Source organism: Pseudomonas sp. MF6776 (genome assembly GCF_016613125.1).
In the GTDB taxonomy this organism is placed as follows: domain Bacteria; phylum Pseudomonadota; class Gammaproteobacteria; order Pseudomonadales; family Pseudomonadaceae; genus Aquipseudomonas; species Aquipseudomonas iridis.
The window spans coordinates 57,202-75,879 of record NZ_JAENSQ010000018.1 but is presented as its reverse complement, the minus strand read 5'-3'; the positions used below and the strand labels follow the sequence as shown (position 1 = coordinate 75,879).

The window sequence follows — 18,678 nt, the reverse complement described above, 5'->3', positions numbered from 1 at the left end:
TAAGGCCTGCCTGACAGCAGGCCATTACCAGCTCGCAAAAAAATCTGACAGTGCCTTGTCAGTCATCGCGAGCCTTCAAAGCGTCTCCACCAACCAGTCCCGAAACGCCTTCAACGACGGCAGCGCTTCATTGCGCGGCGGGTACACCAGGTAATAGCTGCGTCGACTGGTAATCGGTTCGCCCAGTTGCAGCAATTCCCCATTCAGCAGTTCATCCTCGACCAGAATCCGCGGCACCAAACCCACGCCAATATTCGCCCGCACCGCCTGAATCAGATGCGCAGTCATCTCGAAGCTCGGGCCGATGCGCATGCTGCGATGCGGCAAATCGTGCTGGCTGAACCATTCTGTCCACGCTTGAGCATTGCTGCTGACGTTAAGTAGCAATTGCCCGGCGATGTGTTGCCCGGCGTCGTTGCGCTCGTCTTCGGACAGTTGTGTACTGGCGATGACCACCAGTTCCTCGGTGTGCAAGGGCAGGGCGGTCAGCCCTGGCCACTCGCCACCACCCACACAGATCGCCGCGTCGATTTCACTGGTATCAAAATCGATGGCTTCGATGCGTGAGTGCAAGTGCACGGTCATGCCCGGGTGGGCGGTGTAGAAATCCTTGAGTCGCGGCAACAACCATTTCGAGCCGAAGGTCGGCAGCGTTGCCAGCCGCAGGCTATGGATGCCCGAACCGAATGCCATGGCCTGCAAAGTGGCGCTGCGGATCTGCCCGAGTGCCTCGGCGAGTTCGCGTTGATACATGCGCCCGACGTCGGTCAGGACTACTTGCCTGCCTTCGCGGCTGAACAGGCGCATGCCGAGCATTTTCTCGAGGATTTGCACCTGACGGCTGACCGCACTTTGCGTCAGCGACAGTTCATGGGCGGCGCGGGTGTAGCTTTCGTGGCGCGCGGCAGCCTCGAAGGCCAGCAGTAATGACATGGAAGGCGTGAGCGTGCGCGGATTCATTCGTAAAAGTCATCAATAGCGGGTCGAATTTACGGTTGTCCCAGCGTTCGTCAGCAATGAATATGGGCAACATGAGATGGCGGAGCCTGACGCAATCATTCGTTGCGTACAACTGTTCACCGCCACACGGCCCGATTTTTACCGAGATGTCCTGACCGATGATTGCCCAGCTGTCGCCCGCAACCGCGCAAACCTCCAATTACCAGCAGTTCCTCAATGCGCTGAAGGCCAGCGGTTTTCGTGGTGAAATCAGCGCTGACTACGCCAGTCGCGTGGTGCTGGCCACTGACAACTCGATCTATCAGCGACTGCCGCAAGCTGCGGTGTTTCCCATGGACGCTGAGGATGTGGCGAAGGTCGCACGACTGATTGCCGACCCGACCTACCAACACGTGGTCATCACCCCGCGCGGCGGTGGCACCGGCACCAATGGCCAGTCGTTGACCGACGGTATCGTCGTCGACTTGTCGCGGCACATGAACCGTATTCTGGAGATCAACGTCGAGCAGCGTTGGGTGCGCGTGCAGGCCGGGGTGGTCAAGGATCAGCTCAACGCCGCGCTGAAATCAGCCGGGCTGTTTTTTGCCCCGGAGCTCTCCACCTCCAACCGCGCCACCGTCGGCGGCATGATCAACACCGACGCCAGCGGCCAAGGCAGTTGCACCTATGGCAAGACCCGCGATCACGTGCTGGAGCTGGATATGATCCTGCGCGGCGGCGATCGTCTGCACGGTCAGCCGCTTGCGGAGAGCGAACTTCAGGCGCAGTGCGCACGCGAGGATCGGATCGGCGAAGTCTATCGTTGTGCGCGGCAGATCATTGATGAGCAGGGTGCGCTGATCAAGGCGCGCTTTCCCGATCTCAACCGTTGCCTGACCGGTTACGACCTGGCGCACCTGCGCGAGGCGGACAATCGCTTCAACCTCAACAGCGTGCTGTGTGGGGCCGAAGGTTCGCTCGGCTTTGTGGTTGAGGCGAAGTTGAACGTTCTGCCCATCCCCAAGCATACGATGCTGGTGAACATTCGCTACGCCGGGTTCATGGACGCGCTCCGTGATGCCCGGGCGCTGATGGCGCTTAAGCCGCTGTCGATTGAAACCGTCGACTCGAAAGTGCTGTTGCTGGCGATGCAGGACATTGTCTGGCACGGCGTTGCCGAGTATTTCCCACAAAGCCCCGAACGGCCGACGCTGGGGATCAACCTGGTGGAATTTTGCGGTGACGATGCCGAAGATCTGCAGCGCCGTGTCGAAGCGTTCGTTGAGCACTTGAGCAAAGACCTTACCGTTGAGCGTCTGGGCCACACGCTGGCGGTAGGCCACGCCGCGGTGAACAAGGTTTACGGCATGCGCAAACGCGCCGTGGGCTTGCTCGGCAACGTTGCCGGTGAAGCGCGGCCGCAGCCGTTTGTCGAAGACACGGCCGTGCCACCGCAGCATCTTGCCGAGTACATCGCCGAGTTGCGCGATCTGCTCGACAGCCACGGTTTGCAGTACGGCATGTTCGGTCATGTCGATGCCGGGGTGCTGCACGTGCGGCCGATTCTCGACATGAAAGATCCGCAACAAGCGGCGCTGGTGCGGCCGGTGTCCGATGGCGTCGCCGCATTGACTCAACGCTACGGCGGCCTGCTGTGGGGCGAGCACGGCAAGGGCCTGCGCTCGGAATATGCGCCCGCGTTTTTCGGTGAGCTGTACCCGGCGCTGCAAGCGCTGAAGGCCGCGTTTGACCCGTTCAACCAATTCAACCCGGGCAAAATCGCGACGGCGGCCAGCACTGGCGCAGCACTGCTGAAGATTGATGAAGTGACCTTGCGTGGCGAACTGGATCGACAGATCGACGAGAAAGTCTGGCAGGACTACGGTGCAGCGATGCACTGCAATGGTAACGGCGCTTGCTACAACTTCGATCCTGATGACGCGATGTGCCCGTCGTGGAAGGCCACTCGTGAGCGCGCGCAGTCGCCCAAGGGCCGGGCGTCGTTGATCCGCGAATGGCTGCGATTGCAGGGTGAGGCGGGGGTTGATGTGCTGTCTGAGGCTATTCGTCGACCCGCGTTTTTCAGCACTTTTTGGCAGCGCTGGCGCAACAGCCGCGCGCAAACGCCGGACTTCTCCCACGAGGTCTACGACGCCATGGCCGGTTGTCTGGCGTGCAAATCCTGCGCGGGCCAATGCCCGGTGAAGGTCAACGTGCCGGAATTTCGTTCGCGGTTCCTCGAGCTGTATCACAGCCGCTACCTGCGTCCGGCGCGGGATTATCTGATCGCGTCGCTTGAATACAGCATCCCCTACATGGCGCAGATTCCGGCGCTGTACAACGGTTTGATGGGCGCGTCGGTGGTTCGACAACTGCTGGAACGCCTGGGCGGCATGGTTGATGTACCGTTGCTCAGCCGTTTCGATTTTCACGCAGCGATGCGCCGTTGGCAGGTGCAGCCGGCGGCGGTGCCGACCTTGTCTGCGCTGACCCAGACGCAACGCGAGCGCAGCGTGGTGCTGGTGCAGGATGCGTTTACCCGCTACTTCGAAGCGCCGCTGTTGGCGGATCTGGTCGAGCTGATTTCGCGCCTTGGCTATCAGGTCTATCTGGCGCCGTTCAGTGCCAACGGCAAGCCGCTGCATGTGCAGGGTTTTCTGTCGGCGTTCAACCGCGCGGCTCTACGCAATGCGCGACAGTTGCGCGAACTGGCGGATGTCGGCGTGCCGCTGGTGGGGCTGGACCCGGCCATGACCCTGGTTTATCGCCAGGAATATCAGAAAGTCCCCGGTATGCAGGCATGTCCGGAGGTCGCGCTGCTGCAGGAGTGGCTGCTCGACGTGATACCGGAACAGGCACTAGAAGGCACCGCAGAGACCTTCCGTTTACTGGCGCATTGCACGGAAAAAACCAATGCACCGGCCGCGACCCGGCAGTGGGAGCAAGTGTTCGAGCGCGTGGGATTGAAACTGACCACGCAGGCCACCGGCTGCTGCGGCATGTCCGGCACCTATGGCCACGAAGCGCGCAACCGCGACACTTCGGCAGTGATCTACGAACAGTCGTGGGCACGTCAGATCGACGCGCCAGCGCAGAAGGGCGAGGCGCTGGCCACCGGATATTCGTGCCGCAGCCAGGTCAAGCGCCAGTCGGATCGGGCAGTGCGCCATCCCTTGCAGGTGCTGCTTGAGAGGGTGCGTCGCTGAGCGTTTCGTCGTCCGGCGCGTTGTCCCAGATCAGTCGCGGGTCGAAGCTCATTGCCGAGAGCATGGTGAGCACCACCACCATGCCGAAAAACAGGATGCCCGAACGCGGTTCGATATCGCCCAGCGTCTGGAATTTCACCAGCGCCGCGACCAGGGCAACCACCAGTACGTCGAGCATCGACCAATAGCCGATCAACTCGACGAATCGAAACAGCTTCGAGCGCTCCCGCCGCGCCCAGCCACTGTCGCGCTGCACAGTGATCAGCAACAGCGTCAGGGCTCCGAACTTGACGCCCGGCACGGCAATACTGGCGATGAAGATGATCAGCGCGATATCCCATGCACCGTGCTGCCAGAACTCCAGTACGCCGCTCATGATCGTGCTGTCGGCGCCGCTGCCCAGCATCGTGGTGTTCATCACCGGCAGCAAATTGGCCGGCACGTAAAACACCAGTGCGGCAAGCAGATAGGCCCAGGTGCGGGTGAGCGAATTGGTCTTGCGCCGATGCAGCGGGGCGTCGCAGCGCGGGCACTCATGCGGTTCGTCGGTCATGTCGCAGGCCAGGCCGCAACTGTGGCACAGGCACAGGTTCAGCTCGCTGGCGGTCGCTGGTCGCTTCATAAGATGTCCCAGAGTTCACGGATGTCGCGGCCGGCAATACGGATCATCATCAGGCTCAGCACGGCCAGGGCGAACAGGCCGATACCGGGCAGCACATCAAGCATCCCGGCCAGTTTGAACACGGCGACCATCGCCCCCAGTAAACACACTTCCAGCATGCTCCACGGGCGCAACGTTTCCAGCCAGCGCATACAGACCTTGAAGCCTGGCGCGCGTCGGGATGAGAGGGCGAAACTCAGCACCCAGATCAGCAACACCAACTGGAACGCCGGGGCAATAATGATCGAGATTGCGGCCACCATCGCCATGAACGTGATCGGACCCTGGCTCAGGGCGACCACTGAATCCCACAGCGTCGCACTGTTTTTCAAGCCTTTGAGGCTGATGCTCATCACCGGATAGAAATTGGCGAACAGCCACAGCACCGCCGCCGTGAACGACAGGGCCAGACGCTGCTCAACGGTCAGTCCGTTGAAGCGTTCGAGCACCCCGCCGCAGCGTACGCAGAGGGTTTTCTGGTGTTTGCCGAGCACGGCTTTTTCATACACACAATCGCAGTGCTCGCAGATGATCAGGCGTTCGGGGGCGATCATGAAAAGCGCTCGATATCGGGCCCCAAAAGCAGGGGGACCTGATCACTATAGAAGGCCCACGGCAATGGGCAACTTGCAGGGCATCGAGCGGCAGCATTTTCTGCAAATGATCAGCGGCGATCCAGCCACACCGTCTGCGCATTGCAGAACTCGCGAACGCCGAAGTGCGACAGCTCACGGCCAAACCCACTCTTCTTCACGCCACCGAAGGTCACGCGCGGGTCGCTGGCGGAATAACCGTTGATGAATACGCCGCCGGTTTCCAGCTCGCTGGTCAGTTGCTGTGCCAGTTGCACATTGGCGGTGTAGATCGTCGCGGTCAGGCCGAATTCGCTGTCGTTGGCCAACGCGACGGCATGCGCGCAATCGCGGGCGGTGATGATCGAGGCGACCGGGCCGAACAGTTCCTGTTTGAACGAAGTCATGCGATCGGTAACGTCGGCCAGCACGGTCGGTTCGTAGTAGTTGCCAGCCCCAGCGGTTTTGCCGCCGCCGAGCAACAGGGTCGCACCTTCTTCGAGGGTGTCGCGCACTTGCTGATCCAGTTCATCACGCAGATCAAAACGCGCCATCGGCCCGATGTAAGTGTCGGCAGACAGCGGGTCACCCACCTTCAACTTGCGCGTTGCCTCAACAAATTTGCGGGTGAACGCTTCAACGACGCCTTCTTCGATGATCAGTCGCTTGGCCGCCGCGCAGACCTGACCGGAGTTCTGGTAGCGACCGATCACTGCGGCCTGAACGGCTTCGTCGAGATTGGCGTCATTGAGCACGATAAACGGATCAGATCCGCCCAACTCCAGTACGCATTTCTTCAGCGCGGCACCTGCCTGAGCGCCGATGGCCATGCCAGCGCGGACGCTGCCGGTCAGCGTAACGGCGGCAATGCGCGGGTCGGCGATGGCGCTGGAGACGCCTTCCGGAGTGACGTTGATCACTTCAAACACGCCGGGGGCAAAGCCTGCGCGGTTAAACGCATCGCGCAGCAAATACGCGCTGCCCATCACGTTAGGCGCATGCTTGAGGACGTAGGTATTGCCGGCGATAAGCGCTGGAACGGCACCGCGCAGCACTTGCCAGATCGGGAAGTTCCACGGCATCACGGCGAGGATCGGGCCGAGTGGGCGGTATTCGATGCGCGCCTTGCCGCCTTCAACCTGAGTCGGTTCAGCATCGAGCATGGCCGGGCCATGTTCGGCGTACCACTCGCAGAGCTTGGCGCATTTTTCGATTTCACCGCGGGCCTGGGCAATGGGCTTGCCCATTTCCAGGGTGATCATGGTGGCCATGGCCTCAGCGGTTTCACGCAGCGCGCCGGCGAGGGCGGTCAGAGCGCGAGAGCGGTCTTGCAACGGCTTGCGCTTCCACTTGCCGAAGCCGAACGCTGCGCGGGTCAGCGCGGCATCGAGGGCTTCTGCGGATTCAAACGCGTAGTGGCCGATCTGCTCGCCAGTGGCAGGGTTGATCGAAATGGCGTGGGTCTGGCTGGAAATCTGGCTCATGGCTTTCGTCCTGCGTGTTCATTGGATGGGCCTAGAGTAGGGTGGTGTTTGTGTTCTGGAAACTGAATAATAAAGATCGTTTCTTTCACGATTAGAGAATGACTATGGATCTGGTGCAGCTGGAAATCTTCAAAGCCGTGGCCGAACACGGCAGCATCAGCGCCGCCGCCGCGCAGATCCATCGCGTGCCGTCGAACCTGACCACGCGAATCAAACAGCTTGAGCAGGATTTGGGCGTCGATCTGTTTATTCGTGAAAAAAGCCGTTTGCGCCTGTCACCGGCCGGTTGGAGCTTTCTTGAATACGCACGGCGCATTCTCGACCTGGTGCAAGAGGCGCGGGCCACGGTTGCCGGAGAAGAACCCCAGGGCGCGTTTCCTCTGGGCTCACTGGAAAGTACCGCCGCGGTGCGCATCCCTGAACTGCTGGCGGCGTATAACCAGTTGCACCCCAAAGTCGATCTGGACCTGTCTACCGGTCCGTCCGGGACAATGATCGACGGCGTGCTATCCGGGCGTCTGGCCGCTGCATTTGTCGACGGCCCGGTGTTGCATCCGGCGCTGGAGGGCGTGCCTGCGTTTGAAGAAGAAATGGTCATCATCGCACCGCTCAACCACCCGCCAGTCCAGCGCGCGGCGGATGTGAATGGCGAGAGCATCTATGCGTTTCGCTCCAACTGCTCCTACCGTCACCACTTCGAAAAATGGTTCAGCACCGACGCCGCCGTGCCCGGCAAGATCTTCGAAATGGAGTCCTATCACGGCATGCTCGCTTGCGTCAGCGCCGGCGCAGGCCTGGCGCTGATGCCACGCAAAATGCTGCAAAGCATGCCCGGCAGCGCGACGGTGAGTGTCTGGCCGCTGGCGGCAGATTTCCGCTACCTGACCACTTGGCTGGTGTGGCGGCGGGGCACGGTGTCGCGCAGTTTGAGCATGTTTGTGCGTTTGCTTGAGGAGCGAGGTGTGGTGCGTGCAGAAGAGTAATTGACACTGTGTGAGATTGTGGTTTTTGGCACAGGGTGTCGGCGATGGCCACGAGAATTTCTGCGCATACGACCCGTGTCAAATGCCGGACCGGCTCACTGCGCTTCACCGTGTGGGGTGAGGCTGGCGATCAGTTCGTCGGTGCTGGCGATGACATGGGCGAAGGTCGGGCCGTTGAGTTCGTGAGCGGCGTGCATCATTTCCGCTTTGAACGCGGCGGTGGCATCGCGCACCAAGGTGACGTGATAGCCCAGTTCAGCAGCATAGCGGGCGGTGGCTTCGATGCAGGTGTTGGCCAGCAGACCGGCGATGATCACGTGGGTGATGCCTTTCTGTTTCAGGCGAAAATCCAGATCGGTGTTGGCGAAACCACTGGAGCCCCAATGTTCCTGAACCACGATGTCGCCGTCCTGCGGCGCGAAGTCCGGATGCCATTCACCGCCCCATTCGCCACGGGCAAAATGGTGCATGTGCATGATCTTGCATTGGGTCGGGGTGGGGTGATCCCAGTTTTCGTAATCGCCTTTTTCCCAGCGATGATGGGGGACGATGACTACCGGAATCTGCAGGCCGCGCACGGCGCGGTCGAGTTTGCGCAGGTTGTCGAGTAAACCGTTCTGGTCGGCCATCGCTTTGATCAGTGGGAAGACCTTGCCGCCCTCCGAGAGAAAATCGTTGTACGGATCGACCAGCAAGTAAGCGGTTCTGTCCAGTGGATAGCGAGGTGGCAACATGACTGTTTGCTCCGGCAGAGAGTTTGAACAGTGCGCAGGGCTGGTCCCGGCGCCATGTTGATATGATAATCATAGTAATCAAGAAAGAGGCAAGCGCTGATGGCAATAAATGATAGTCCGTCTGCTGACACGCTGTGCCCGGTGGCGCGGGCGGAGGCAATCGTAGGTGACCGCTGGACCGTACTGGTTTTGCGCGAGTTGTTTATGGGCAGCCATCGCTATGACGAGATCCTGGCGCAAACCGCTGGCACCCCGCAGATGGTCGCCGCCCGCCTGAAAAACCTCGAGGCGCACGGGCTGGTCGAGCGTCGTTTGTACAACGAGCGGCCGAAACGCTACGAGTACCACCTCACCGCGAAAGGCGAGGCGTTTTATCCGGTGGTGATTGCGTTGCGGGCGTGGGGAGAAACCTGGTGCAAGGCACCGGAAGAGGGAGTGGCAGTGAACATGACCCACAAAAACTGTCATCACGACGCAGGTTTGGGTCCGCTATGCGACCACTGCGGCGAACCTTTGCGGCGCGCAGACCTGATCAGCCAGCCGCGAGAAGCCTACGCCGCCGAACGGCAGGCGCGGCGTGAGGCGTTCAAGGCGAAATAGCCTTGATCACGGCGTGCCGTTGCGGCCGTAAAGCAGATAACCGGGACGTTGGCTCAAGCGCTCGTAGTAGGCATTGACCGCGGGCAGGTGCGGATGAGCGAGCGGCGTCTCGAACCAGCGATTGACCGACAAGCCAATCGGGATATCGGCCAGGGAAAACTGCTTGCCGCTAACATAGGCGCCGGTTTTTTCCAGCTGCCGGTCGAGTATTTCCATGTTGCGCGACCACGCCCGGCATCCAGCAGCCAATGCCTCCGGGTCTTGGTAGTCCGGTGATTTGCGCACCAGCGACATGAGCGGATACGACCACGAGCGGTTCAGCTCCGAAGGCTGCCAGTCCAGCCACTGATCGATGCGCGCACGCTCGCGCGCATCCGCCGGATAAAGGTGCGAACCGTCATAACGCGCCACCAGATAACGAATGATCGAATTTGATTCCCACAGGGTGAAATCACCGTCCTGAATCACCGGCACCATGGCGCAGGGATTGAGTGCGAGAAATTCAGGTGTGTCGGTGGATTTGAAGCCCGAGCCCCAATCTTCACGCTCGAACGGGATCTGCAGTTCGGCGCAGGTCCACAGCACTTTGCGCACATTGATTGATGAAGCCTTGCCCAGAATTCGCAGCATCGGGTTTCCCTCCTTGGTGGTCGTCGGTCGTGACAAATACCATAGTGCAATGCACAAGGCCCACATGGCGTGATGCTGTTTCACTTGAGAATGACGCTTTAATTGTGGCGAGGAAGTCTGCTCCCTCGCCACAGGTTAGTGTCAGGTTTGATTGGCCAGGGTTATCGTCTGAGAAACGCCAACAAATCTTCATTCAGCGCCTGCGCATGCGTCACCGCAAAACCATGTGGTGCACCGGCATAAACCTTGAGTTCAGCCCCTTTGATCTGCGCGGCAGCCTGTTTGCCGGTGGTTTCGAACGGCACGATCTGGTCGCCGTCGCCATGAATCACCAGCGTCGGCACATCGATCTTCGCCATGTCCGGACGGAAGTCGGTTTCCGAGAAGGCAGTCACGCAGTCCACGGTGCCTTTGAGCGACGCCAGCAGCGCGACGTTCAGGGTTTGCGTCAGCACGCCGTCGGAGACGGTCTGGCCCTGATTGGTGCCATAGAACGGCGCGGCAAAGTCCGCAATGAACTGCGCACGATCTTTCAGCAGACCGGCCTTGATGCCATCGAACACCGAGGTGTCTACGCCCTGCGGGAAGTCGGCTTTCTTGCCGAAAAGCGGCGTCACTGCGCCCAGTAAAACCAACCCGGCAACGCGCTCGCTGCCGTGCCGGGCGATGTAGCGACTGACATCGCCGCCGCCCATGGAGAAACCTACCAGCGTCACTTCACGCAGGTCCAGATGATTGATCAGTTGCGCGATGTCATCGGCAAAGGTGTCGTAGTCGTAACCGGTCCACGGTTGATCGGAACGGCCGAAACCCCGACGGTCGAAAGCGATGGTGCGATAGCCACGACTGCTCAGGTATTCCATCTGGTATTCCCACATGTCGGCATCCAGCGGCCAGCCGTGGCTGAACAGCACGGGCTTACCGCTGCCCCAGTCCTTGTAATAGATTTCGGTGCCGTCTTGCGTGGTGAGCGTGCTCATGGAAACTCCTTGCGTCAGGGTTCTTCGAAGGGCGTGCATGGATTGCCGAAAAGGCAGTCTTCACTATCCCCGCAATCGCAACCGGTCACTTGTATGCAGGTGCTGGGTTGGATCTCGGCATCAGGGTTGTATGATGCAACCCTGAGCCACAAGGCCGATCACTGGTTTGAGGGAGTACGTTGACGTGAAGCGCAAAAGCCTGCAGGGCAATGCCTGCCCGGTTGCCCGGACACTGGACCTGATCGGTGACTGGTGGTCGTTGCTGATCATCCGCGATGCGCTGGAGGGCATACGCCGGTTCAGCGATTTTCAAAAGAACCTGGATATCGCCAAAAACATGCTCAGCGCCCGCCTCAAGGCGCTGGTGGAGCAAGGCATCCTGCAAACAGTGCCGGCAGCCGATGGCGGCGCCTATAAGGAATATGTGCTGACCGAACGCGGCAAGGCTTTGCAGACCGTGATTGTCGCGCTGTCGCAATGGGGCGGCGAGTTTATGTACGCGCCGGGTGAGGCGGGATCAGTGATGGTCGATGCGAAGAATCGTCAACCGATCCGCAAGATTGAGCTGAAGGCAGCGGACGGTCGCGTGTTGGGGGCGAATGAGGTGGCGACCCGATTCTGCGTCGAGCATTGAGCTAAAACAGCCAACACACCGACAGACGGGCAGAACAAGGAAGACAAGGATCTCGCCGCACTCGGATCTGCTTACGGGTTATCTAATGGATGACAACGGTGGCTACAGAATTCCAGTTGTCATTGATGGCAATGCCTATGCCCCGCGTTACCTTCCTTGTGGAAACATGGATTGTCTCGCTTCGGGTGCCAATATTGATTTTAGCGATGCAGGCACTCTCCAGTAGCTGCGCGCCGCTAACATCGAGGCATTGAGTAGTGCGGGGTGGCTCATGGGAGTTGCTTCAGTTCCGGCCGCCGGACTGACCGCTACCCTGTTGTCCAATGGATCAACGTTGGCAGGATTGTTGGCTGGTTACTTGAAGGGGCCAGATGATTTTACGAAAGCGTTGACTAGCGCAGGACTGAGTGCTGGTTTTGAAAAGTTTGTTGTAGCCGGTGGCTATTCTGAAGAAGTAGCCAGTAAAATTTCGAACAGCATCGGAGCAACTGGCGCGTGGGATACGCTTGCGGAAAAACCGATAGAAATCTTCAAGGATAAATAGATGTTGGAGGAATTGAAGCGATACAGGCATCTCATTGGATTGATACTGCTAGTGGTTGCAGTGGTCGCTGGATTTGTACGATACAACGGGGATAGGGAGCGTTTTTTTGCAATGGTCTTAGGGCAGATTTGGTTTGGGCAAGCCGTCTATAACTACTTGCGGGGCGGATGGGTCACTATCGGACCCGGAGGAATGGGGCCGAAGGCTGACCCTAGGCACCGCTGCGGACTGGCGGGAGTAGCGTTATTATTATACCTGCTCGTGTTTTTTCTCTTTTGAATACATGAAAAGCTTAATGGTAAATAGTTTTATCTGAAAAACGCCCCGGATTATCGGGGCGTTTTCATTTACAAGGCTTAACCAATAGAACACTCACCGAAACGCCGGCACCACGTGCTTGATAAACAACGCCAACGACTTCTTCTTCTCTTCATGCGGCAGACTGTTATCACACCAGAAACTAAACTCATCCACCCCCAGTTCCTGGTAATACTTGATCCGCGGAATAATCTCCTCCGGCGTACCGATCATCGCCGTCTTGTGCAAACTCTCCAGTTCAAACTCCGGACGCCCTGCGAACTTCTCCTCCGGGCTCGGCGTGAGAAAGCCGTTCACCGGCGTTTCCTTGTTGCCAAACCAAGCATCAAACGTGCGGTAGAACCGCGAGATCGCCTTGGCGCCGACTTTCCATCCATCCGGATCATCAACGGTGTGCACGTGGGTATGACGCAGCACCATCAATTGCGGGCGCGGTACATCTGGGTTGTTGTCTAGCGCAGTCTGGAATTTGTTCTTCAGGTCGAGGACTTCTTCATCACCCTTCATCAAAGGCGTGACCATCACGTTGCAGCCGTTGGCGACGGCGAAGTTGTGTGAGTCCGGGTCGCGGGCGGCGATCCACATCGGTGGATTGGGCTTCTGGATGGGTTTCGGCACGCTGGTGGAGGTGGGGAATTTCCAGATGTCGCCGTCGTGGGCGTAGTCGCCTTGCCAGAGGGCGCGAACCACCGGGACCATTTCTCTAAGGGCCTGGCCGCCGCTTGATGCGGGCATGCCGCCGGCCATGCGATCGAATTCAACCTGATAAGCGCCACGGGCGAGGCCGACTTCCATGCGGCCGTTGCTGATGACGTCGAGCAACGCGCATTCACCGGCGACCCGCAGCGGGTGCCAGAACGGCGCGATGATGGTGCCGGCGCCGAGGTGGATGGTGGTGGTTTTGGCGGCGAGGTAGGCGAGCAGCGGCATCGGGCTCGGCGAGATGGTGTATTCCATGGCGTGGTGTTCGCCGATCCACACGGTGCTGAAGCCACCGGCCTCGGCCATCAGGGTCAGTTCGGTGAGGTCTTCGAACAGTTGGCGGTGGCTGACGCTTTCGTCCCAGCGTTCCATGTGTACGAACAGGGAAAATTTCATGACGCTTCCTCGGATTTTTTGTTGTTGTGGCCGCAAAACTGCAGGAGCGAGTCTGCTCGCGTTGGCATCGTGTCAGTCGCCATCTGCTTGCCTGTAACACCGCTTTCGCGAGCAGGCTCGCTCCCACATTTGATCTGCATGAGTCTGGAGGTTTTGATCAGGCCAGGACGGGCAGGGCGCCCATTTTGCCGTGGCAATACACCAGCGGTCCGGCGCACTGTTCGGGCACGATCAGGTTCTTCACCGCACCGACCATGATCGCGTGGTCGCCACCTTCGTATTCGCGCCACAACTCGCACTCGATCACCGCTGTCGCGTTGGCCAGAATCGGATTGCCCAGCTCGCTCAATGTCCACTCGATGCCCTGCGCCTTGTCCTTGCCTTTACGGGCGAAAGCGTAGGCCTCGCTTTGCTGGCCGCCAGACAAAACGTGGATCGCAAAACGTTTGTTCTTGATCAGCACCGGGTAGGAGTCGGAGCTGTAGTTGGGGCAGAACAGCACCAGCGCCGGGTCCATCGACAGCGAACTGAAGGCGCTGGCGGTCAGACCGACGATCTGGCCGTCGTCATCAAGGGTGGTGATGACGGTTACGCCGGACGGGAACGAGCCCATGACTTGTTTGTAGATGGCGGCATCGATCATTGGGCAGTCCTCGGGTGTTGTGACGCGATTATTATGTATTTGTTGGTCTGATGGTATACCAGTATTTGTTCTTTGCAAGGGCTTTTAAGCGAAGCCGATAAGCGTGGCTTTTGCGTTCAAAAGCCGATGTTCAACGGGGTTTGAATAGTCGCGAAGTGGGTGAGTCGAGTACGAACAATGCCCAGCCATTCACCGGCTACTTTTGCTTGCGCATAACGGTGGTCATTCAAATTGGCCATATCGATCCCCTTTTGGCCCATCGCCCACTGTGATCCATCTACGCGGTCAGCAAGAATCAAAGCCACAACGAAACGCCAGACCTTTTTACCCTTGGCTATCTTTAGCCACTGCCGTGTACAGAACATAAAAACCATCGAACTCACGTCGCTTTTTGGGAAAACAACCATGGTCACGATGAAACGTATTCTGGGTGCCACCGTTTGTGGACTGACGCTGCTGGCCAGCGCGGTCCAGGCCGAGCAGCGCGAACTGCGGGTGTATAACTGGGCGGATTACATCCTGCCGGCGGTGCCCAAGGATTTCGCAGCGCAAAGCGGCATCAAAGTGACCTGGGACACCTTCGACACTAACGAATCCCTGGAAGCCAAACTGCTGACCGGTAACTCCGGTTACGACCTCGTGGTGCCGTCGAACCAGTTTCTCGAGACCCAGATCAAGGCTGGTGTGTTTCAGAAACTCGACAAGTCGAAGTTGCCCAACTGGAAGCACCAGGATCCGGAGTTGTTGAAGCTGCTGGGCAAGAACGATCCCGGCAACCAGTACGGCGTTCCCTACATGGTCGGTACGGTGCTGATCGGCTTCAACCCGGCCAAGGTCAAGGCGGCGCTGGGCGAGAATGCGCCGGTGGACAGCTGGGATCTGGTGTTCAAGCCCGAGAACATGGAAAAGCTGAAATCCTGCGGTGTGGCGATGCTTGATTCGCCGACGGAAATTCTGCCGCTGGCCTTGCATTATCTGGGCCTGGACCCGAACAGCCAAAACCCCGCCGACTACGAAAAAGCCAAAGAGCTCATGCTCAAGGTTCGCCCCTACGTAACCTACTTCCACTCCGCCAAATACATGACCGACATCGCCAACGGCGACATCTGCGTAGCCATCGGCTACTCCGGCAGCTTCTATCAGTTCGGCAATCGCGCGAAAGAGTCGGGCAATGGTGTCGTGGTCGACTGGCGCTTGCCGAAGGAAGGCGCGCCGATCTGGTTCGATACGTTCGCGATTCCGAAGAGCGCGAAGAACGTCGCCGAGGCTCACGAGTTTCTCAACAACCTGCTTGATCCGAAGGTCATCGCGCCGATCAGTGATTTCCTCGGTTACCCGAATGCGAACAAGGATTCGATGGTGTTGATCAACAAGGAAATCACTGGCAACCCGAACCTGACGCCGACCCCCGAGGCGCTGAAAACCCTCTACGTCGTCCAGCCACTGCCACAAAAGGTTGAGCGTGTACGCACCCGGGTCTGGACCAGCATCAAATCCGGTAATTGACAGCACACAATCCTGTGGGAGCGAGCCTGCTCGCGAATGTGGTGGATCAGTCAACATAATCGTTGAATGACACGACGCCTTCGCGAGCAGGCTCGCTCCCACAGGGTTTCAGGGTGACTGGTTTTCCGGCGCTTTGCCCTTCGTCGTGATCAGGCTCAGCAGCACCGACCCGAAAATCACCCCACCCACCACCGCCAACGACCATTCCACCGGCATGTGGAACCACGGCATCAATGTCATCTTGCCGCCGATAAACACCAGCACGATCGCCAAACCGTACTTGAGCAGGTGGAAGCGGTCGGCCATGTCCGCCAGCAGAAAGTACAGCGCCCGCAGGCCCATGATCGCGAAGATGTTCGAGGTGAAGACGATGAACGGGTCAGTGGTGACGGCGAAGATCGCCGGGATGCTGTCGACCGCGAACATCAAGTCGCTGGCCTCGATCAGTACCAGCACCAGAAACATCGGCGTGGCCCAGCGCACGCCGTTTTGCAGGACAAAAAACCGTTCGCCATGAAAGCCGCTGGTAATCCGCATATGCCCGCGCACCCAGCGCAATAAAGGGTTTTTCTCCAGATCCGGTTGCTGATCGGCAAAGATCAGCATCTTGATACCGGTGATGATCAGGAACACCCCGAACACGTACAGCAGCCACTCGAACTGCGACACCAGCCACACCCCGGCAAAAATCATCACCGCGCGCATTACGATCGCCCCGAGTACGCCGTACAGCAGCACCCGACGCTGCAACTCCGGCGGCACGGCGAAGTAGGTGAAGATCATCACGAAGATGAACATGTTGTCGATCGACAGCGACTGCTCGATCAGATAACCGGTGAGGAATTCCAGGGTTTTCTGTCGGGCGATTTCGCCGCCGAATTCGCCGTTCAGATACCACCACAGCAGCCCGGCGAAGCTCAGCGCCAGCAAGCACCAGGCAATAACCCATGCCGAGGCTTCCCGCACTGAAACCCGATGTGCCTTGCGCCCGCCGAACACAAAAAGGTCCAGTGCCAACATCGCAAGTACGAAGACGATGAAGGCGCCCCACATCCATGGTTCGCCGATATTGATGTTCGTTTCTGGCATGTCACGCTCCCTTTTTCTGGTTGTATCAGGGTCAGACGAGGCCATGCTAGCGACGTGTTTGGGTGAAAGAAAAATCGTTTATTTCTGGTTTAGAGTTCGGTTTTATCGAAGTGTTGACCCCGTGGATGATCGCGAATCAGCGAAAAAACTCCCCCGGCGTCTCCCCAAACTGCTGGCGGAATGCTGCAATAAACGCTGACGTCGAGTCGTAGCCGCAGGCCAGCGCGACGTCGGTGACGCGTTCGCCTTTTTCCAGTGGCGTCAGCGCTCCGAGCAAGCGCAAGCGTTGGCGCCAGGCGCGGAAGGTCAGGCCGGTGTCGCGCAGGAACAGGCGCGTGAGGGTTTTTTCGGTGACACCGAACTTCTCGCTCCAATGGCTTAGCGTGGTCTGCTGTTCGGGATGTTGCTCCAGGCTCTGGTAGATCTGCCGTAAACGCGCGTCTTGCGGTAGCGGCAACATCAGGTCGATCTGTGGCGCTTCGGCGAGTTGATCGAGGATCACCTGGGCCAGCCGTCCGTGTGGGCCGGTTTGATCGTATTCCACGGGAACCTGGCTGAATGCGCGGATCAGTTCACGCAGCAAGTCGCTGACACCGAGCACATGACAGTGCTCAACAGCCCAACCGGCAACGCTGCAATCGATATACAGACTGCGCATTTCGGTGTGTGGTGAGCTGAATACCCGATGCGGCACGCCGGCCGGAATCCATACAGCGCGCTCAGGCGGCGCAACGAAGCGTCCGGCACTGGTCTGGACCTCAAGCACCCCTTGAATGGCGTACGACAATTGCACCCACGGATGGCTGTGGCGGCGGGTCAGTGCGCGATTGGGCAGGGATTCAGTGCGTCCGTACAGCGGACGCGGAAGGCTGGGCAGCCCGGGAATGCTGCGCCGAATACTTTTGATATGTCCTTTAGGCGGCATCTGCAGGCTCTTCGGCGTTAGTCGGTAATTGCCGCTCACGTTAGAGTCGTCGGCACGTACTGGCAACCCCCGGATGAACACACCATGACGCGCCCAAGATTCCTGCCCGACAACTTCACCCTGACGCTGATCGGCGTCGTGCTACTGTCGAGTTTTCTACCTGCCAGCGGTCAGGTCGCGGTCGGTTTCGGCTGGCTGACCAACATCGCCATCGCGCTGCTGTTTTTCCTCCACGGCGCCAAACTCTCCCGTGAATCGATCATCGCCGGTGCGGGTCACTGGCGCCTGCATTTGCTGGTGTTCGGTCTGACCTTCGTGCTGTTCCCGCTGCTGGGGTTTGCCTTGAAACCGCTGCTGTCGCCGCTGATCGGCGACACGTTGTACATGGGCATGCTTTACCTGTGCGCGTTACCCGCAACGGTGCAATCGGCGATTGCCTTCACCTCGCTGGCGCGAGGCAACATTCCTGCGGCGATTTGCAGTGCGGCGGCATCCAGCCTGTTCGGGATTTTCCTCACACCGTTGCTGGTGACGCTGCTGCTCGACGTTCATGGCGACGGCGGTTCGACCCTCGATGCGATCGTCAAAATCAGCATGCAGTTGCTACTGCCATTCATCGTGGGTCAGATTGCCCGTCGCTGGATCGGCGCGTGGGTAGGGCGCAACAAGAACTGGCTGAAGTTTGTCGATCAGGGTTCGATTCTGCTGGTGGTTTACGGCGCGTTCAGCGAGGCAGTCAACGAAGGCATCTGGCATCAGATCCCGCTGATCGAGTTGCTCGGGCTGGTAGTGGTCTGCTGCATTTTGCTGGCAATGGTGCTAGTGGCGGCGACGTTGCTGGGCAAGGCCTTCGGTTTCAGTCAGGAAGACCGCATCACCATTCTGTTCTGCGGCTCTAAAAAGAGCCTGGCCACCGGCGTGCCGATGGCTCAGGTATTGTTTGCCGGCAGCACCATTGGCGTGCTGATCCTGCCGCTGATGCTGTTCCATCAGATTCAATTGATGGTTTGCGCGGTGTTGGCGCAGCGCTATGCGAAACGGCCGGAGTCGGTGCCGGAGCTGATGGCGCAGGTCGATCCATAACCCCACACCGTCACCTGTAGGAGCTACCGAAGGCAGCGATCTTTTGATG

Annotated in this window: 19 protein-coding genes; 7 read left to right on the top strand and 12 right to left on the bottom strand. The window is 59.1% G+C overall.

What is annotated here, in order from left to right; translation table 11 throughout:
* Nucleotides 1-75: 75 nt before the first annotated feature.
* Nucleotides 76-960: a LysR substrate-binding domain-containing protein gene (locus JJD74_RS19990; protein WP_042559552.1), complete on the bottom strand. Its 885-nt coding sequence runs from the start codon at nt 958-960 to the stop codon at nt 76-78.
* Between the two features lie 158 nt (nt 961-1,118).
* On the opposite strand from JJD74_RS19990, the gene ydiJ reads away from it, so the two are divergent.
* Entirely contained in the window at nt 1,119-4,145 is a 3,027-nt protein-coding gene (gene ydiJ, locus JJD74_RS19985; RefSeq protein WP_200616629.1) for a D-2-hydroxyglutarate dehydrogenase YdiJ, read from the top strand.
* Here the strand turns inward: ydiJ and JJD74_RS19980 are convergent.
* The 3 genes from JJD74_RS19980 to JJD74_RS19970 all read right to left on the bottom strand — a co-directional run bounded on the left by JJD74_RS19980 (nt 4,078) and on the right by JJD74_RS19970 (nt 6,862).
* Nucleotides 4,078-4,767 carry a paraquat-inducible protein A gene (locus tag JJD74_RS19980; RefSeq protein ID WP_042559550.1) on the bottom strand — a complete coding sequence of 230 codons (690 nt, stop codon included), beginning with the start codon at nt 4,765-4,767 and terminating at the stop codon, nt 4,078-4,080. The two genes, ydiJ and JJD74_RS19980, sit on opposite strands and share 68 nt — an antisense overlap.
* Nucleotides 4,764-5,360, bottom strand: coding sequence for a paraquat-inducible protein A (locus JJD74_RS19975; protein ID WP_042559549.1), 597 nt, complete (start codon nt 5,358-5,360; stop codon nt 4,764-4,766). Before JJD74_RS19975 ends, JJD74_RS19980 begins: the two co-directional genes overlap by 4 nt.
* A gap of 110 nt (nt 5,361-5,470) precedes the next feature.
* Nucleotides 5,471-6,862 (bottom strand): aldehyde dehydrogenase family protein, encoded by a 1,392-nt coding sequence (locus tag JJD74_RS19970; protein ID WP_200616628.1) that lies wholly within the window; start codon nt 6,860-6,862, stop codon nt 5,471-5,473.
* Between the two features lie 104 nt (nt 6,863-6,966).
* On the opposite strand from JJD74_RS19970, the gene ptrR reads away from it, so the two are divergent.
* Nucleotides 6,967-7,845 carry a putrescine utilization regulator PtrR gene (gene ptrR, locus JJD74_RS19965; protein WP_042559547.1) on the top strand — a complete coding sequence of 293 codons (879 nt, stop codon included), beginning with the start codon at nt 6,967-6,969 and terminating at the stop codon, nt 7,843-7,845.
* A 95-nt stretch (nt 7,846-7,940) separates the two neighbouring features.
* On the opposite strand, the gene JJD74_RS19960 is transcribed toward ptrR, so the two are convergent.
* The gene (locus JJD74_RS19960; protein WP_200616627.1) at nt 7,941-8,579 is read right to left on the bottom strand and encodes an isochorismatase family cysteine hydrolase; all 639 of its coding nucleotides are present in this window, start codon (nt 8,577-8,579) and stop codon (nt 7,941-7,943) included.
* A gap of 99 nt (nt 8,580-8,678) precedes the next feature.
* Here JJD74_RS19960 and JJD74_RS19955 point away from each other — a divergent pair, with 99 nt between their 5' ends.
* Nucleotides 8,679-9,179 (top strand): winged helix-turn-helix transcriptional regulator, encoded by a 501-nt coding sequence (locus JJD74_RS19955; RefSeq protein WP_200616626.1) that lies wholly within the window; start codon nt 8,679-8,681, stop codon nt 9,177-9,179.
* 6 nt (nt 9,180-9,185) lie between these two features.
* Here JJD74_RS19955 and JJD74_RS19950 read toward each other — a convergent pair whose 3' ends face one another.
* Together JJD74_RS19950 and JJD74_RS19945 are read right to left on the bottom strand one after the other, a co-directional pair.
* A complete protein-coding gene (locus JJD74_RS19950) occupies nt 9,186-9,809 on the bottom strand; it encodes a glutathione S-transferase family protein (RefSeq protein ID WP_200616625.1) in 624 nt (207 codons plus the stop codon).
* 161 nt (nt 9,810-9,970) lie between these two features.
* The gene (locus tag JJD74_RS19945) at nt 9,971-10,789 is read right to left on the bottom strand and encodes an alpha/beta fold hydrolase (RefSeq protein ID WP_200616624.1); all 819 of its coding nucleotides are present in this window, start codon (nt 10,787-10,789) and stop codon (nt 9,971-9,973) included.
* A gap of 184 nt (nt 10,790-10,973) precedes the next feature.
* Between JJD74_RS19945 and JJD74_RS19940 the strand changes: the two genes are divergently transcribed.
* Nucleotides 10,974-11,423, top strand: a complete 450-nt coding sequence (locus JJD74_RS19940; RefSeq protein WP_200616623.1) for a winged helix-turn-helix transcriptional regulator — start codon at nt 10,974-10,976, stop codon at nt 11,421-11,423.
* Between the two features lie 271 nt (nt 11,424-11,694).
* Complete coding sequence (locus tag JJD74_RS19935; protein ID WP_200616622.1) at nt 11,695-11,967, top strand: hypothetical protein; 273 nt, start codon at nt 11,695-11,697, stop codon at nt 11,965-11,967.
* A gap of 372 nt (nt 11,968-12,339) precedes the next feature.
* On the opposite strand, the gene JJD74_RS19930 is transcribed toward JJD74_RS19935, so the two are convergent.
* The 3 genes from JJD74_RS19930 to JJD74_RS19920 all read right to left on the bottom strand — a co-directional run bounded on the left by JJD74_RS19930 (nt 12,340) and on the right by JJD74_RS19920 (nt 14,439).
* Nucleotides 12,340-13,383 (bottom strand): LLM class flavin-dependent oxidoreductase, encoded by a 1,044-nt coding sequence (locus tag JJD74_RS19930; protein ID WP_200616621.1) that lies wholly within the window; start codon nt 13,381-13,383, stop codon nt 12,340-12,342.
* Nucleotides 13,384-13,540: 157 nt separating this feature from the next.
* Entirely contained in the window at nt 13,541-14,026 is a 486-nt protein-coding gene (locus JJD74_RS19925; RefSeq protein ID WP_042559540.1) for a flavin reductase family protein, read from the bottom strand.
* A 116-nt stretch (nt 14,027-14,142) separates the two neighbouring features.
* On the bottom strand, nt 14,143-14,439 hold the full coding sequence (locus tag JJD74_RS19920) for a hypothetical protein (RefSeq protein WP_155401131.1): 297 nt from the start codon (nt 14,437-14,439) through the stop codon (nt 14,143-14,145).
* Here JJD74_RS19920 and JJD74_RS19915 point away from each other — a divergent pair.
* Nucleotides 14,432-15,532, top strand: coding sequence for a polyamine ABC transporter substrate-binding protein (locus JJD74_RS19915; protein WP_042559538.1), 1,101 nt, complete (start codon nt 14,432-14,434; stop codon nt 15,530-15,532). The genes JJD74_RS19920 and JJD74_RS19915 overlap by 8 nt on opposite strands.
* Nucleotides 15,533-15,640: 108 nt before the next feature.
* Here the strand turns inward: JJD74_RS19915 and JJD74_RS19910 are convergent, their stop codons facing one another.
* Together JJD74_RS19910 and JJD74_RS19905 are read right to left on the bottom strand one after the other, a co-directional pair.
* Nucleotides 15,641-16,621: a TerC family protein gene (locus JJD74_RS19910; protein ID WP_042559537.1), complete on the bottom strand. Its 981-nt coding sequence runs from the start codon at nt 16,619-16,621 to the stop codon at nt 15,641-15,643.
* Nucleotides 16,622-16,757: 136 nt separating this feature from the next.
* Nucleotides 16,758-17,546 (bottom strand): AraC family transcriptional regulator, encoded by a 789-nt coding sequence (locus JJD74_RS19905; protein ID WP_042559536.1) that lies wholly within the window; start codon nt 17,544-17,546, stop codon nt 16,758-16,760.
* 84 nt (nt 17,547-17,630) lie between these two features.
* Between JJD74_RS19905 and JJD74_RS19900 the strand changes: the two genes are divergently transcribed.
* Entirely contained in the window at nt 17,631-18,629 is a 999-nt protein-coding gene (locus JJD74_RS19900; protein ID WP_200616620.1) for a bile acid:sodium symporter family protein, read from the top strand.
* The last annotated feature ends 49 nt before the right edge of the window (nt 18,630-18,678 follow it).